Annotated in this window: 12 protein-coding genes; 8 read left to right on the forward strand and 4 right to left on the reverse strand. The window is 66.9% G+C overall.

What is annotated here, in order from left to right; translation table 11 throughout:
- Positions 1 to 391 precede the first annotated feature (391 nt).
- A complete protein-coding gene (locus QWL29_RS02100) occupies positions 392 to 1,333 on the reverse strand; it encodes an N-acetylmuramoyl-L-alanine amidase-like domain-containing protein (protein ID WP_305821236.1) in 942 nt (313 codons plus the stop codon).
- 233 nt (positions 1,334 to 1,566) lie between these two features.
- On the opposite strand from QWL29_RS02100, the gene QWL29_RS02105 reads away from it, so the two are divergent.
- The 7 genes from QWL29_RS02105 (at position 1,567) to QWL29_RS02135 (ending at position 8,560) form a co-directional block, all read left to right on the forward strand.
- Positions 1,567 to 4,587, forward strand: a complete 3,021-nt coding sequence (locus QWL29_RS02105; protein WP_305821237.1) for a TonB-dependent receptor — start codon at positions 1,567 to 1,569, stop codon at positions 4,585 to 4,587.
- Between the two features lie 274 nt (positions 4,588 to 4,861).
- Entirely contained in the window at positions 4,862 to 5,026 is a 165-nt protein-coding gene (locus QWL29_RS02110) for a hypothetical protein (protein WP_305821238.1), read from the forward strand.
- 38 nt (positions 5,027 to 5,064) lie between these two features.
- Positions 5,065 to 5,235, forward strand: coding sequence for a hypothetical protein (locus QWL29_RS02115; protein ID WP_305821239.1), 171 nt, complete (start codon positions 5,065 to 5,067; stop codon positions 5,233 to 5,235).
- Positions 5,236 to 5,471: 236 nt separating this feature from the next.
- The gene (locus tag QWL29_RS02120) at positions 5,472 to 5,843 is read left to right on the forward strand and encodes a LiaF transmembrane domain-containing protein (protein ID WP_305821240.1); all 372 of its coding nucleotides are present in this window, start codon (positions 5,472 to 5,474) and stop codon (positions 5,841 to 5,843) included.
- Positions 5,836 to 6,666 carry a LiaI-LiaF-like domain-containing protein gene (locus tag QWL29_RS02125; RefSeq protein ID WP_305821241.1) on the forward strand — a complete coding sequence of 277 codons (831 nt, stop codon included), beginning with the start codon at positions 5,836 to 5,838 and terminating at the stop codon, positions 6,664 to 6,666. The genes QWL29_RS02120 and QWL29_RS02125 overlap by 8 nt, the downstream gene beginning before the upstream one ends.
- A 31-nt stretch (positions 6,667 to 6,697) precedes the next feature.
- Positions 6,698 to 7,795, forward strand: coding sequence for a sensor histidine kinase (locus QWL29_RS02130; RefSeq protein ID WP_305821242.1), 1,098 nt, complete (start codon positions 6,698 to 6,700; stop codon positions 7,793 to 7,795).
- 12 nt (positions 7,796 to 7,807) lie between these two features.
- Positions 7,808 to 8,560 (forward strand): LytR/AlgR family response regulator transcription factor, encoded by a 753-nt coding sequence (locus tag QWL29_RS02135; RefSeq protein WP_305821243.1) that lies wholly within the window; start codon positions 7,808 to 7,810, stop codon positions 8,558 to 8,560.
- Here the strand turns inward: QWL29_RS02135 and QWL29_RS02140 are convergent.
- From QWL29_RS02140 to QWL29_RS02150, 3 genes are all read right to left on the reverse strand, one after another.
- Positions 8,541 to 10,814: an ATP-dependent DNA helicase gene (locus QWL29_RS02140; RefSeq protein WP_305821244.1), complete on the reverse strand. Its 2,274-nt coding sequence runs from the start codon at positions 10,812 to 10,814 to the stop codon at positions 8,541 to 8,543. The genes QWL29_RS02135 and QWL29_RS02140 overlap by 20 nt on opposite strands.
- A complete protein-coding gene (locus QWL29_RS02145; protein ID WP_305821245.1) occupies positions 10,811 to 12,547 on the reverse strand; it encodes a VRR-NUC domain-containing protein in 1,737 nt (578 codons plus the stop codon). The genes QWL29_RS02140 and QWL29_RS02145 overlap by 4 nt, the downstream gene beginning before the upstream one ends.
- A 100-nt stretch (positions 12,548 to 12,647) precedes the next feature.
- Positions 12,648 to 13,454 (reverse strand): hypothetical protein, encoded by an 807-nt coding sequence (locus tag QWL29_RS02150; RefSeq protein WP_305821246.1) that lies wholly within the window; start codon positions 13,452 to 13,454, stop codon positions 12,648 to 12,650.
- A 138-nt stretch (positions 13,455 to 13,592) separates the two neighbouring features.
- Here QWL29_RS02150 and QWL29_RS02155 point away from each other — a divergent pair, with 138 nt between their 5' ends.
- A complete protein-coding gene (locus QWL29_RS02155) occupies positions 13,593 to 14,351 on the forward strand; it encodes a M15 family metallopeptidase (protein WP_370663656.1) in 759 nt (252 codons plus the stop codon).
- The last annotated feature ends 65 nt before the right edge of the window (positions 14,352 to 14,416 follow it).

A 14,416-nucleotide genomic window follows, 5' to 3' on the forward strand; every position in this document is an offset into this window, starting at 1 on the left:
CGCCGCTGAGTAAGTTTATTATCCGGCCCACTTGGCGTGCAGCGTTTGACCCTGCTCAACCGCGAATTGCGAATTAAAATGAAAAACGGCTGTCGTTAAATATAAGAAATGGAAATAGGAAATATATCGACGTAAGTTACGTGATAGATTTCTTTTTGGAACTAACTAAGGAGATGTTGGCCTTGGCGTGACGACGGCCGAGAGGGAGTAGCAGAGCCGGAGGCTTAAGGGCGTGAGGTGTAGCGAAGAATAGCTGCGGAAGGGGCGGGGCAAGGAGCGGCGGCAGCGAACGGCTGAAGGACGGCGGCAAGAGTGGCGGCGAAAAGCGCGCAAGAGCGCCAGTCCGCCGTCCGGCGCGGACGGCGGGGACGGGCAGGCGGATCCCGCGCCGTCAGGCTCCCGGACGCGGCTGCGGCGCCATCGGCGGCACCACGATGTCCTCGTTCAGGCGCAGGAACTTGAAGCCCGCCAGGTGCTGGCCGTTCTTCCCTTCGCGTGCGTTCTTCGCTTCGCGTTCGGCGGCGCGCGCGATGTAGGCGTCGAAGGTCTCTTCGCGCACCTGCGGTTCCGACGAATGCAGGAAGTGGCGTTCACCGTTCGGCCCCAGCACCACCAGCCCGACGTGGGAGGCCCAGTGCGCGCCGTCGCGGGTCGAGATCACGTTGACGAAATCGCCTTCCTGCAGCTGCGCCGCGATCGCAGCCACGCTCTCCTTCGGCACATAGGCCTGGCGGCTGGTCTCGACCGGGATCGCGCGCACCGTGTTATGGCGCGTCTCGAGGAAGCGCGCGCGGTCGACGCGCATGTCGTAGCCCGGACCATTCGCGCCGGCCAGGCCGGCGCTGATGTCGGTGACCAGCCAGCGGTTCGACACGTTCCAGTCCAGTTCCGTGTAGTGGTTGCGCGTGGCCACGCCGATCACGCCGTCCTTGTAGCGGATGCGCTGCAGCATCCAGAAGAACTCTTCCCACGATCGCGAGAGCGCCATCGCATAAGTGTGTTCCGCAAATACCACGCAGTCGCTGTGGTCCAGGCTGAACAGCGGCAGGTTGTCGTGCACCTCAAACGGGAATTCGCCCAGCAGATTCAGGATATAGGGCTGGCCGATGTTCTTGCGGCCGATGGCGGCGATGCGCTTGCGCAGGTCGGGCTCGGCCGCGTGCTGCCAGGCCACGTAGCGCCCGGCTTCCACCGGACTCATTCGATAGAGCGGCTTTTGCAGGATGGTCTCGATGGGGACCGGGGCGGCCGGCGCTTGGGCGGTCTTCGGCGCGGGCGGGGTGGCGCAGCCGGCAAGCACGGCGCCGGCGAGGAGCAGGGGGAGGAAGCGCATGGGCACGGGTCTTTCGGAATCGAAAAGCAGACGCTAACGCGGACGAGATCGTTTTGACAATGATTATTCGTGGCCCGGCCATAACCGGCGGTTGCAGGCGCACCGTACATTCCTCCAAGTTATGACAGGAGGATGACAAGTGATTATTCAAATTATTTGCTTATAGCTAATACTTTCAGAATGGCAGAGAAGTCACGCTGCCGCAGAACACAATACTTATATCAGGAGAGAGCATGTTCAAACAGAAGCCGCTGGCAGCGGCCGTATCGACGGCACTGTTCGGCCTGGCCGCGCTGCCGGCCATGGCCCAGACCGGCGCCGCCACGAGCGCCGAAGCGCAGGCGCCGATGCAGACCGTCGAGGTCACCGGCATCCGCGCCTCGATGGCCAAGTCGCTCGCCGTCAAGAAGAACGCCACCGGGAACGTCGAAGTGATCACGGCCGAAGACGTGGGCAAGATGCCGGACAAGAACCTGGCCGACTCGCTGCAGCGCCTGGCCGGTGTGGCCGTGCGCACCGACTACGACGAAGCGGAAAAGGTGTCGATGCGCGGCACCAACCCGGACATGTCCCTGATCCTGTTCAATGGCCACACGGTCTCCGGCGGCGACTGGTACGTCGGCGACCAGGGATCGAGTTCGCGTTCGACCAGCCTGTCGCTGCTGCCGTCCTCGGTGCTGAACCAGGCCGTGGTCTACAAGACCTCGTACGCCAACATCGTCGACGGCGGCCTGGCCGGCACCATCAACGTCAGCACGCGCAAGCCATTGGCCCAGAAGGAACGCCTGTCGGGGCAGGTCAGCGTCGGCGCCAGCTATGCCCAGCTGCCGGACAAGACCGCGCCCGACCTGAACGCCTCGATCAACTGGAAGAACGAAGCGAACACCTTCGGCATCATCGCCCAGGGCTTCGCCGAGAAGCGCTACGTGCGCCGCGACTCGGTCTCGCGCTTCGCCTACGGCACCAGCAGCGGCTGGGGCGAGATCAACACCGCCACCATGCTCGGCATCACCGACGCCTCGCTGGCCGGCACCGGCCTCAAGGCGGCCGACCTGAACGGCGTGCGCCTGCCGGGTTCGATGAGCTCGGAATTCGTCGAATCCGTGCGCGACCGCAAGGGCGGCATGCTGTCGATGCAGTTCAAGCCGAACGCCGACCTCGACATGACCGTGACCGGCTTCCATTCGCGCATGAACGCGAACAACAATGGCCGCCTGACCTCGGGCGCCATCTACTCGATGCTGATGGGTAAGGGCGAGACCCTGGGCGGCACGACCGGCACCTCGCCGAACACCTCGTCGAACGGCCAGCGCGTGTATGCGCAGATCCGCAATCCTGTAATTACCACCGAGCGCACCCTGTACGGCCACGAGCTGAAGATCCTGAAGTCGGCCGACATCGTCTTCCCGGACGGCACCACGCCCCAGTACGTCGGCAACTCGGAAGGCTTCTACCGCGACGGCGCCGAGGCCACCAGCGCCTTCCTCGACCTGGACGCCAAGTACCGCGTCAACCAGGACCTGACCCTGAAGGGCCTGTTCTCGACCACGCGCGGCGTCGGCAAGACCGACCTCGACCAGGGCACCACCTTTGCCCGCTTCGGCACCGGCGTGTCCTACGCGCTGCGCGGCCTGCACGACGCGCCTTTCGTCCAATACCAGGGCGCCGGCGAAAACCGTCCGGGCATCAATCCCGACGGCAGCGGCTACATGATCGTCGGCCGCACCGCGTCGGGCGTGCGCACCACCGACAAGGAAAAGAGCGGCCAGGTCGATGCCGAATACAAGCTGGAGAACGCCTGGGTGTCGTCGCTGGAAATGGGCCTGCGCCATGCCGACCACAAGCGCGACAGCCGCCGCTGGGGTCCGGCCTTCCGCACCCCGCTGAGCGTCACCTATGATGCCACCGGCAAGATCATCCAGTCGACCGTGACGCCGACCGAAGGCTGGCAGCCTTACCCGGGCAACTTCGGCTCCGGCCTGGGCGGCTCGGGTTGGGATAACACCGGCTTCACCTACACGCCGGAAGCCCTGAAGGCCTACATCGCGGCCAACACCAAGGAAACCAGCGAAGCCTTCGAACGCCGCGTCAGCACCGAAATCGACATGCGCGAGCGCCAGAGCGCGGCCTACCTGATGGCCAACCTGGAGCACGGTCCGTGGTCGGGCAACGTCGGCGTGCGCTACGTGCGCACCGTGGTCGACGCCCAGATCGCCACCCCGATCCCGAACCCGCGCACCTGCCTGCGCAGCGCGCCGGGCCAGGCGCCGACCGTCTGCGCCGCCTACCCGGGCGCGATCACCGACGCCGGCGACGCCGTCGCCTTCTACGACGGCACGACCTTCAACCAGCTGTCGGGCACGATGTACTACAAGACGCCGACCCACAAGGTGTTCAAGAACTTCCTGCCGAGCCTGAACCTGCGCTACGAGATCACGCCGGACATGATTGCCCGCTTCGGCGCCAGCCGCACCATCGGCCGCCAGAACTACAACGTGCTGGGCAGCGGCTTCGGCACCCCGGGCTGCGACGTGAACGGCTGCCGCGTGACCGGCCCGAACCCGGACCTGCATCCGCTTACCTCGGACAACATCGATTTGTCGTGGTCCTGGTACTTCGCACGCCGCTCCGCCGTGACGGCCAGCGTGTTCCACTCGAAGATCGACGGCTACGTGAAGACCGGCACCGTCGGCACCTCGACCATCGAACTGACCGACCCGCGCGACCAGGTGGTGAAAAGCTTCTTCATCAACACCTCCTCGCAGCAGGGCGCGAAGATCACCGGCATCGAACTGGCCTACGAGCAGCCGTTCGGCAGCAGCCCGTTCGGCTTCACCTCGAACGTCAGCCGCGCCAAGACGGAGGTCGACGACGGCCGCCCAATGGTGGGCGCGTCCGAATGGGCCGGCAACCTGGGCCTGTACTTCGAGAATGACAAGGCCTCGGCGCGCCTGGTGGCGAACTACCGCGGCGAATACGTGAACAGCACCACGGCGCCGTCGCCGACCGCGAACAGCCAGGGCAACTCGGTGATCAACGGAATCGTGATGCCGACCGCGCCGACCATGGCGGCGCCGGTGACCACGCTCGCCTTTAACGCCAGCTACAACATCACGCCGCAGATGGTGCTGTCGTTCGACGCCACCAACCTGACCAACGTGAAGCGCGCCTACTACCGCTACAGCGAAGAAGAGCAGCAGAAGCTGGACGTCGCCGGCCGCGTGTTCTACCTGAACCTGAAGTACCGGTTCTGACCGCAGGGTTCGCATCAACGGGAGGGAAGCTTCGGCTTCCCTTTTTTCTGCCTGCTGATTTCATCCTTCAGCTCATCTTTTGCGCGCAGTGTGCGGCAGCTAACGGTGCGCGCGCCGGGCCCCGGTTATGATGGACCTGTGTGAGTGAGGCGCCTGCGATTCGGTTCGGCGGGCAGCCAAATACCTCAACAGGTTAGCCGGTCGCCTCGAGGATCGGCACCAGATTCCACGCCGTCGCCATGGGGCGGCGGCATGCAGTGCAAGCGGAGGCGCCATGTCTGCAACGACCACGAATCCACCGAAGCATGTTGTGCGCGAATATTTGGAACGGCGTTCGCGCGACCCGAAACCGCCGCCGGCACCGGAAGAAATCCGGCGCCAGCTCGGTTGGGAAATGCTGATGCCGGCGGACGTGGGCGTGTCGCAGCAGCACTCCTGACCGCTGCCTTTCACACCGTTTTAACAGAGGAGAAGCGCATGACCAAGAAAATCGGCAACAAGCACGAAGCCCAACACCGCGGCAAGCAGGAACGCCTGGAAATCCGCCGCGTCAACATCGCACGCGAAGCCGTCAAGAAGGCCGAAGCCAGCGCCAAGTACCGCAACCAGGTGAAGAACCAGCCGGCGATGAGCCTGGCCGCCGCCTGACGCGCGGCAGTGACGCCACCCGGCCCGCCCTCGAGGCGGGCTTTTTTTCGTCCCCGTTTTTCTTCTCCCTTTCCAGCGTTCGCCGCTAGGTTCACAGCTTCATTCACCGCGCCATTGGCCGCGCCGTTTGCCGACCCTTGCGCCATTCACCGGCTCCGCACCGCCGTTCGCCGAAAGGCGCTTTCGGCGCCACCCGTCTTTCGCTATCGTATGGACATCACATACAGGAGGACGGCATGGGCATCGAAAACGGCTACAGGCAGCGCAAGCAGATGATGTGGGGACTGGTCCTGATCGCGGTCGGCGTCGCCTTCCTGCTCGACCGCATGGACATCGCCGACATCAGCACGCTGTGGCATTATTGGCCGCTGCTGCTGGTGGTGGCGGGCATCAACCAGACCATCGGCTATCCGAGCGCCAGGGAATTCACCAGCGGGCTGTGGACGGTGTTCGTCGGCCTGTGGCTGTTCGCGGTGTTCGAGGGCCTGCTCGGGCTGACCTTCCGTAACAGCTGGCCGCTGTTCATCCTGATGTGGGGACTGCAGCTGGTGCTCGAACCCGTGCTTGCGCGCCGCTTCGCTTCGAACAAGGAGAAGGACCATGTATAAGGAAAGCCTCGGCGACGGCCGCGCAGACAGCCGCAAAGACAGCAGCGAAGCAACGCGCACACTGCGGCGCGAGGAGCGGCGCGCCCGCCGCGCCGCGCGCCGCGCCGAACGCGGCATCACCGGCCAGGTCGTGATTGGTTTACTGGTGATCGTGGTCGGCCTGCTGTTCCTGCTCGATAACCTCGACATCATCGAGATGCACGATGCGATCAGCTTCTGGCCGCTGGTGTTCATCTTCGCCGGCGTCGCCAAGCTGCTCGACACCTCGACGCCGCACGGCTACCTGATCGGCATGGCGGGCATCGGCATCGGCACCTTGATGATCCTGCACCGCCTCGGCATCATCTACCTCAGCTGGCGCATGCTGTGGCCACTGGTCCTGATCGGCGCCGGCGTGGCGGTGGTGTACCGCGCCATGCGCGGGCAGGGCCTGCCGGTGCACGGCATGCTCGACAAGGAGGCCGAGGGCGAGGCAATGCGCGCCGGCGCCGACACCCAGAAGGTCGACGTCATGGCCATCCTCGGCGGCTTCGACCGGCGCGTGCACAGCCAGGACTTCCGCGGCGGCGAGGTCACCGCGGTGATGGGCGGCTGCGTGCTCGACATGCGCGGCGCCTCGATCGCGGCCGGCGAAGCGGTGATCAACGTGTTCGCCTTCTGGGGCGGCGTCACCATCAAGTGCCCGCCCGACTGGACGGTGGTCCTGCAGGGTACGCCGATCATGGGCGGCTTCGACGAAAAGACCGTGGCCCCGCCCGACGCCAGCAAGCGCCTGGTGATCCGTGGCTACGCGATCATGGGCGGCGTCGAGGTGCGCAACTGAAATCTGCAAGCGACGCGATGACCGATGGGGCATGGATGAGGGGACAGGACTGATGCACGCGCGGCGCAGCACCGCGCTCTACCTGGCGGCCTGGCTGCTGCTTGGCCTGCTGCTGGCCGGCCTGATCGTCGCCGCCACCGGCGCGCGCCCGCTGGCGGCCCTGCTGTTCGCGCTGCCGCTGGCGCTGGTGTATGGCTGCGCCAGCGGTTTTTCGTCCTACTACCTGTGCCGCGCCTATCCCCTGGCCGGCAAGCCGCTGTACGCGGTCCTGCTGGTGTTCGCCGCCACCGCGGTCTGCGCCAGCCTGCTCTGGACCGCCGCCGGCAGCAGCTGGAGCGAGCTGCTGCACGGCGCGGCGCCCGGCTTCTTCGTGGTCACGCGGCCCTTCGCCGCCTTGATGTTCGGCCTCGGCGTGATCCTGTATGCGATGACGGCAGTGGGCCAGTACCTGGCGCTGGAGTTCGAGCGCGCGCGCAGCCTCGAACGGCGCGAACTGGAGATGAAGCTGGCGGCCCAGGAAGCCGAGCTGCGCATGCTGCGCACCCAGATCGACCCCCATTTCCTGTTCAACAGCCTGAACTCGATCAGCGCCCTGACCTCGATCGACCCGCCCGCCGCGCGCGGCATGACCCTGCAGCTGTCCGACTTCTTCCGGCGCAGCCTCGGCATGGACGCCCGGCGCAATGTACCGCTGGAGCAGGAAATCGCGCTGGTGCGGGCCTTTCTCGCGGTCGAGCAGGTGCGCTTCGGGCCGCGCCTGGCGTTCGAGGACGAGGTCGGCGCCGACGCCGCCGCTTGCCTGGTGCCGCCGATGATCCTGCAGCCGCTGGTGGAGAACGCGGTCAAGCACGGCATCGGCAACCGCATCGAGGGCGGCGTGGTGCGCATCGTGGCGCGCCGCGCCGGTTCGCTGCTGCGCATCCGGGTCGAGAACGACGCCGACGAGGACGGCGGCGCGCCGGCCCTTGCCGGCTGCGGCATCGGCCTGGCCAACGTGCGCCAGCGCCTGGCGGCGACCTATGCGCACGAGGCGAGCATCAACTGGACGCGCGAGCCGGGCCGCTTCTGCGTCGACCTGACGCTGCCTGCGTCGCGCGCGGCCGTGGACCAGGAACCGGATTCGAACTGAGGAGAAGCGAGCATGCGGGTCATCATCGTGGACGACGAACACCTGGCGCGCGCTCTGCTGCGCGAGTTCCTGGCCGCGCACCAGGACATCGAGATCGTGGCCGAATGCGCCAACGGCTTCGAGGCCGTCAAGGCGATCGCCGAACTGGGGCCGGATGTGGTATTCCTCGACATCCAGATGCCGAAGCTGGGCGGCTTCGAGGTGGTGGAGCTGGCCGGCGCCGGGCCGCTTGGCAACACGCGCTACGTCTTCGTCACCGCCTACGACCAGTTTGCGCTGAAGGCCTTCGAGGTGCGCGCCATCGACTACCTGCTGAAGCCCTTCGGCCGCGAGCGCCTGGCCCAGGCCCTGGAGAGCGTGCGCAGCCGCGCCGCGCCGCCGGCGCAGGCGCAAATGCAGGCACAGGCGCTGGCCCAGGAGGCGGCAAGGCGCCACGGCTTCCTGGAACGCATCCTGGTCCGCGACGGCGTGCGCGTGCATGTGGTGCCGAGCGCCAGCATCGACTGGATCGAGGCCCAGGACGACTATGTCGCCATCAGCGCCGGCGGCAAGACCCACCTCAAGAACGGCCGCATGGCGGAACTCGAACAGGGCCTGGACCCGGCACTGTTCCTGCGCGTGCACCGTTCCTACATCGTGAACGTGGGCGCGATTGCGCGCATCGAGGCGCCGACCAGGGACAGCTGGTGCGCCGTACTGAATGACGGCAAGCGCATCCCGGTCAGCCGCAGCGGCTACGCCCGGCTCAAGGAGCTGATGCGCTGACGGTGTCGACTTGCCACCAGCGCGGCAGCAGGTCGCGCACCGCGGGCTGGGCGAAGCGGTCGTCGATCAGGTAGACCGTGCCCTGGTCCTGCTCGGTGCGGATCACGCGTCCGGCGGCCTGCACCACCTTCTGCAAGCCCGGATACAAATAGGTGTAGTCGTAGCCGGCGCCGAACATCGCCTGCATGCGCGCGCGCAGCTGTTCGTTGACCGGGTTCAGCTGGGGCAGGCCGAGGGTGGCGACGAATGCCCCGATCAGGCGCGCGCCCGGCAAATCGACGCCTTCGCCGAACGAGCCGCCCAGCACCGCGAAGCCGATGCCGCGCCCCTCGGGCTGGAAGCGGTCGAGGAAGCCGGCGCGCTCCGCTTCGCTCATGCGACGCTCCTGGCGCCAGACCGGCACCTCCGGGTGCAGCCGGGTGAACAGCTCGGCGGCCTGCGCCAGGTAGTCGAAGCTGCTGAAAAAGGCGAGGTAGTTGCCGGGCGTGTGCGCATACTGCTCGGCCATCAGCTGCGCGATCGGCGCCAGCGAAGCCGCGCGGTGCTGGTAGCGCGTGGAGATGCGACCGGCGATGTGCACGGCCAGCTGGCCGGCGGTGAAGGGCGATTCGACGTCGACCCAGGCGGTGTCCTCGGGCATGCCGAGCAGGTCGGCAAAATAATGCCAGGGGCTGAGCGTGGCCGAGAACAGCGTCACCGAATGCGCGCCTTCGAAGCGGGGTTTCAGGAAAGGGGCCGGCACCACGTTGCGGATGCAGACCGTGGTCTCCTTGCCGTCACGCGTGACGTCGCACAGCGAATGCTCGCCGAAGGATTCGGCCAGGCGCTGCAGCGCCAGCGCGCTGAAATGGAAATCCTGCAGTGCCGGGTCGATCGGCACCGCCTGCTCGGCCAGGTAATCGTTGATGGTGCTGGTGGCGTTCTGCAGGGCCGAGAGCAGCTTGTCCGGCAGCGCCGCCAGCACCTGGTAAGGCGCGGGCGCATCCGCATCCATCTCACCCCAGGCGCGCGCGACCTTGGTGAGGACCTTCTTGACGATTTCAGGCGCGGCCGCGCGCGCCATGCGCAGGGCGGCGCGATCGAGTTCGCCCGAATACATCGAACGCGCGCGCGACACCATGTTGTGCGCTTCGTCGACCAGCACGCTGGTGCGCCAGCCCTGCTCCTGGGCCAGTGCGTAGAGCATGGCGCCGCCGTCGAAATAATAGTTGTAGTCGCCGACGATGACGTCGCTCCAGCGCGCCATTTCGCTGCCCAGGTAATAGGGACAGACGCCGTGGGCGAGGCCGAGGTCGCGCAGGGCGGCGCGGTCCAGCACCGGCACGCCGAGGGCTGCAGCGCGCGCGGCGGGCAGGCGGTCATAAAAACCTTGCGCCAGTGGGCAGGACGCGCCCTGGCAGGCCTTGTCGGGATGCTCGCAGGCCTTGTCGCGCGCGGTCAGTTCGAGCACGCGCAAGGGCAGGTGCGGGTCGGCGGCGCGGATGATGGCGGCGGCATCGAGCGCGAGCTGGCGGCCCGGCGTTTTCGCGGCCAGGAAGTAGATCTTGTCGATGCGCTGGGCGGGGGCAGCTTTCAGCACCGGGAACAGGCTGCCGACGGTCTTGCCAATCCCGGTCGGGGCCTGGGCCAGCAGGCAGCGCCCGGTGCTGTTGGCCTTGAATACGGTTTCGGCGAGCTGGCGCTGGCCGGGGCGGAAGGCCGCATGCGGGAAGCGCAGCGCACCGAGCGCCGCATCGCGCGCTTCGCGGTGGCGCAGCTCCTGCTCGGCCCAGGCGGTGAAGCGGCTGCACTGGTCCTCGAACATCGCCTGCAGTTCGGCGGCGCCGCGGGTTTCGCGCAATACGGTTTCGTGGCCGCTGCCGATCTCGTAGTAGACCAGGGCCAGGTTGACGCTGTCCAGGCCGAGCTGGGCGCACAGCAGGTGGCCGTAGACGCGCACCTGGGCCCAGTGCAGGTGGCGGTGGTTCTCGGGCATCGAGGACAGCTGGCCGCGGTAGGTCTTGATTTCTTCCAGCAGGTTCTCGCCTGCGTCGTAGCCGTCGGCGCGGCCGCGCACGTGCAGCAGGCCATGGTCGCCGGAAAGGGACACTTCCGTCCGGTAGCCGTCGCCGCGGCGCGCTGTCACCACCGCGTGGCCGGCAATGCCTTCCTGGGCCGTGGGCGAGGGCGTGAAGCGCAGGTCGAGGTCGCCCTGCTTGGCCGTGAACTCGCACAGGGCGCGCACCGCAACCGTGTACTTGCGAGCTTCGCTCAAGCGGCCTGCTCCCACTGCAGGTAGCACACCGAGACCGGCATGCCGTGGGTGGCGCAGTACTCGATCCAGCGCAGCTGGTTGTCCTGCAGGCGGTCGCCCGGCCCTTTTACTTCGATCATGTTGTAGCGCTTTTCACCCGGCCAGAACTGGATCAGGTCGGGAAAGCCGGTGCGGTTTTCCTTGACGTCGGCCAGGATGCGCTCGCACCACTTCTTCAGGTGGGCGGCGGGGATGCAGTCCAGGGCCAGTTCGAGCAGGCCGGCATCCAGGTATTCCCAGGACACGAAGGGCGAGGAGATGCCGGCCTTTTCCGCGAAGTGCCCGAGGATGGTGGCGCGGTAGCGGCCATCGTCGCACTGGGCCAGGCAGTCGGCGAATTCATTCGCGCGGCGCTGGTGGAAGTCGGGGCTGTACAAATCGGCCGGGCCGCGGTGGAAGGGGTGGAAGAAGGCCCCGGGAATCGCGGCGAAGATGGCGCGCCAGCACAACAGCCCGAACAGCGCGTTGGCGAGCATGTTCTCGACGTAGAACACGGGTGCATCGTCGCCCGCCAGGTGTTCGCGCACCACGCCTTCGACCCACCGGTCGCCCAAGGGCATGGGCAGGCACAGGTCGAGGCGTGTCGGGTCCGGCCGGCGCGCAATGGTCTTCGGATGGCCGAGGCGGCGCGCCAGGCGCGGCCCGATGCGCAGCAGGTGCTGGCGCTCGGCGTCGTTTTCCGGCGCTTCGCGCGCCACCAGCAGCAGCGCCCAGGCGTCGTCGTAGCGTTCGGCCTTTTCCAGCACGCGGATGGCACGGCCGCGCGCGCCGGGGAAGCGGCAGCGCGTGTAGACGGCGTGCGCGTTCGGCCAGTCCTTCACCTTCTCGTAGTGCTGGCCCATCTGGAACAGCAGCTTTTCGCGCCGGCTCTCGAGCCAGTCGTTGCGGAAGGCATGCTGCGGCACGTCGCGCACGATGTCCTCGAGCGGCTCGATGCCCTCGACGAAGCGCGCCCGGCAATCGTGCAGGACCAGGTAGTGCTCGATGTCGCTGCGCTCGCGGAAACCGCGCGAGGCCGGCGAGAACTCGACCTGCTCGTAGCGGAACAGGCCGAGGTCGGACAGCACGAACTCGGTCCAGTCCTGGCGCAGGTTGCCGAAGAAGATCAGGCGCAGGCGGTCGCACAGGGGCTTGACGTGGATGCGCAGGGCGACGTCGCCGCACTCCTTGAACCAGCGGGAGAACGGGAGGGAGAAGGGGCGGACGGGAAGGCCGGCATCGCTGGCGCCAATGGGTTCGCCCGCGGCCTGGTCCGCGCTTTCCGCTGCAGTCTCCTGTGCAGTCTGCTCCATGCTGGCGCGCAGGGCTTCGAGCTGCTCGGCCTTGCGCGCGTTCTTGTGCTGGAGACGGTCGCCAAAGGCGAGGACGAGCTCGGGTTTCGAGAGCAGGTCGAACAATTCGTCGAGGGTGAGGTCGGGGTCGCCGGAGACCCAGCCGGTCGGGAACAGGTGCTGCGCCGCTTCCACCGGGCAGCCGATTTCGGCGTAGCGCAATTTACTGGCGCGGAACAGCTCGCCCTTGCGCATGACCATGCGCACGAACAGGGCGCGCGCTGGCTGCGGCAGCGCCGCGAAGGCTGCAATGAAGGCCTGTTCTTCGTCGGTCAGCAAATCGGGGTAGCGCTGCACGATCCAGTCCAGGACAGCCTGGAAGTTATCCAGGTAATAAAACTCGTTTTCCAGAACCCTGTTCATCTCGAGACGTCACTGTGCTTATGTACAGTATAGCCTCGGGCGCCGCCTTCATCCCAGCATTTTCAGGCGCCGGGATGCCTGGCCGTGGTTTTTTGCCACATCAAGGGCGGGGTGGCGGTGAGGGCGGTGGCGGGCATTTCGGTCCGGTGCAGGGAGCCGGCTGTTCGCGCTCGCTGCGGTGGCGTTCGGAATGCGCGATGATGGCCGAGATCAGGGCGACGTCGGTGTCGACCGCGGATTCGGCGGCCGCGGGCGTGGCGGCCTTGCGCGCGCGCGCCGGTGTGGAAGCCCTGGCAAGGCCGGGACGCTGGGCTTTCGCCGTACGCGGGGGGGCTTTTTCCGTTTTCCCTGGCTTGTCGGCTTTGGCAAGCGTTTCCTGCTTGTCCGCCCTGGCCGGCTTCGCCGCGGCCGGCGCCGCCGCTTTGCCCGGTGGCTCCACCTTGACCGGGCCTGGCGCCGTGGCCAGCGCTGGCGCCGTTTCCTTCGGCGGCGTCGGGCTTGCCTTGGTTGGACCCTCTGGCGGCAGCATCACCAGCGGCGGCGGGGAGGCCGGCATGCTGTGCGGCTGGTCGACGATCACGGCTGGCGCCGGAGCGGCCGGAGTCGCCGGAACCGGCGGCGCCACCGCATCCGCCTCGGCCACGCGTTCGGCCTGCACCTGGACCTGCATCGCGGTCGCCGTCTCGTGGTTGTCGTACGCCAGCCACGCCACCGCGCCGACCAGGATGCCGGAAAAGGCGGCGGCCGCGCAGTACCAGGCCAGGCGCGGGCTGGTCATGCGCGTGCCGCTGCGCCGTGCGGCATCGCGTTCCAGCATCGCCAGGATGTTTTCTTCCCCCGCCCCGCGGCGCGACGACATCAGGTTCGGTCGCGTCGAGGGTCCTTGATTTTCGTCTGTAGGGCGCACGTCATTACTCCTAAGATATTCGTTTCCAATCCGATTAGAAACAATCTGGGAAAAACCATGCTGATTTTTCTCGCACTTCTGTATTTTTGCGTTGCCTGCTCCCTGATCTGGCTGGCCTGTTTCCCAACCGGAAGGGCGATGCTGGGCCAGTTCGTTTTTGGCCTGCGCAGCCGCATGAAGCGGCGCGCGCCAGGCTGGCGTCCCGCGCGCAAGCGCGAGCACGGGGCGCTGCAGCGCGACCTGGCCGGCTGGGGGGCGGCTGCGGTGAAGCTGGCGCGCCGCAACTGGATCGTGTTCGCCATCGGGGTGCCGGTGGTCGCCATACCTTCGTTGTTGGCCCTGGTGCTGCGCTCGCCCGCCATGCTGCCCGACTACGTGCCGAGCGCTACGCTGCCCGATGCCCAGATCGCCGCGCTGCTGCAGGGCGAGCAACTGGTGCCGCCGGTGGCGCCGCCGCCGCTCGCGTTTACCACCCAGGAAGTGGTGCTGGTGCGGCCGATGCTGGTCAGCGCCAGCCGCAACTGGGGCTTGCTGCACCCGGACTTCAACGCCCGGCTGCTACTCGCCTTCAAGATCATGAAGGAGCAGCACGGCTATGAAATGGCCCTGCTCGAAGGCTACCGCAGCCCGGCGCGCCAGGACCTGCTGGCGCAGATGGGCGGCACCGTCACCAACGCGCGCGCCTTCCAGAGCTGGCACCAGTACGGCCTGGCCGCCGACTGCGCGTTCTGGCGCGACGGCAAGCTGGTCATTTCCGAGAAAGACCCCTGGGCCATGCGCGGCTATCGGCTGTATGGCGAGGTGGCCGAGCAGCTCGGCCTGACCTGGGGCGGACGCTGGAAAATGATGGACCTGGGCCACACCGAGCTGCGTTTGCCAGGGGTGATGCGGCGATAGCACACCTTCCCCGGAGCTTGATACAGGTCAAATTTTGCCTGTAGGAATGGTGCGAGCATTGCCTG

It is taken from the genome of Massilia brevitalea (genome assembly GCF_030711405.1).
In the GTDB taxonomy this organism is placed as follows: domain Bacteria; phylum Pseudomonadota; class Gammaproteobacteria; order Burkholderiales; family Burkholderiaceae_D; genus Telluria; species Telluria brevitalea.

Bases quoted from the DNA above. Each gene is read 5' to 3' on its own strand.
- QWL29_RS02100 (WP_305821236.1), bottom strand. From the start codon at position 1,333: ATGCGCTTCCTCCCCCTGCTCCTCGCCGGCGCCGTGCTTGCCGGCTGC.
- QWL29_RS02105 (WP_305821237.1), top strand. From the start codon at position 1,567: ATGTTCAAACAGAAGCCGCTGGCAGCGGCCGTATCGACGGCACTGTTC.
- QWL29_RS02110 (WP_305821238.1), top strand. From the start codon at position 4,862: ATGTCTGCAACGACCACGAATCCACCGAAGCATGTTGTGCGCGAATAT.
- QWL29_RS02115 (WP_305821239.1), top strand. From the start codon at position 5,065: ATGACCAAGAAAATCGGCAACAAGCACGAAGCCCAACACCGCGGCAAG.
- QWL29_RS02120 (WP_305821240.1), top strand. From the start codon at position 5,472: ATGGGCATCGAAAACGGCTACAGGCAGCGCAAGCAGATGATGTGGGGA.
- QWL29_RS02125 (WP_305821241.1), top strand. From the start codon at position 5,836: ATGTATAAGGAAAGCCTCGGCGACGGCCGCGCAGACAGCCGCAAAGAC.
- QWL29_RS02130 (WP_305821242.1), top strand. From the start codon at position 6,698: ATGGATGAGGGGACAGGACTGATGCACGCGCGGCGCAGCACCGCGCTC.
- QWL29_RS02135 (WP_305821243.1), top strand. From the start codon at position 7,808: ATGCGGGTCATCATCGTGGACGACGAACACCTGGCGCGCGCTCTGCTG.
- QWL29_RS02145 (WP_305821245.1), bottom strand. From the start codon at position 12,547: ATGAACAGGGTTCTGGAAAACGAGTTTTATTACCTGGATAACTTCCAG.
- QWL29_RS02155 (WP_370663656.1), top strand. From the start codon at position 13,593: ATGCTGGGCCAGTTCGTTTTTGGCCTGCGCAGCCGCATGAAGCGGCGC.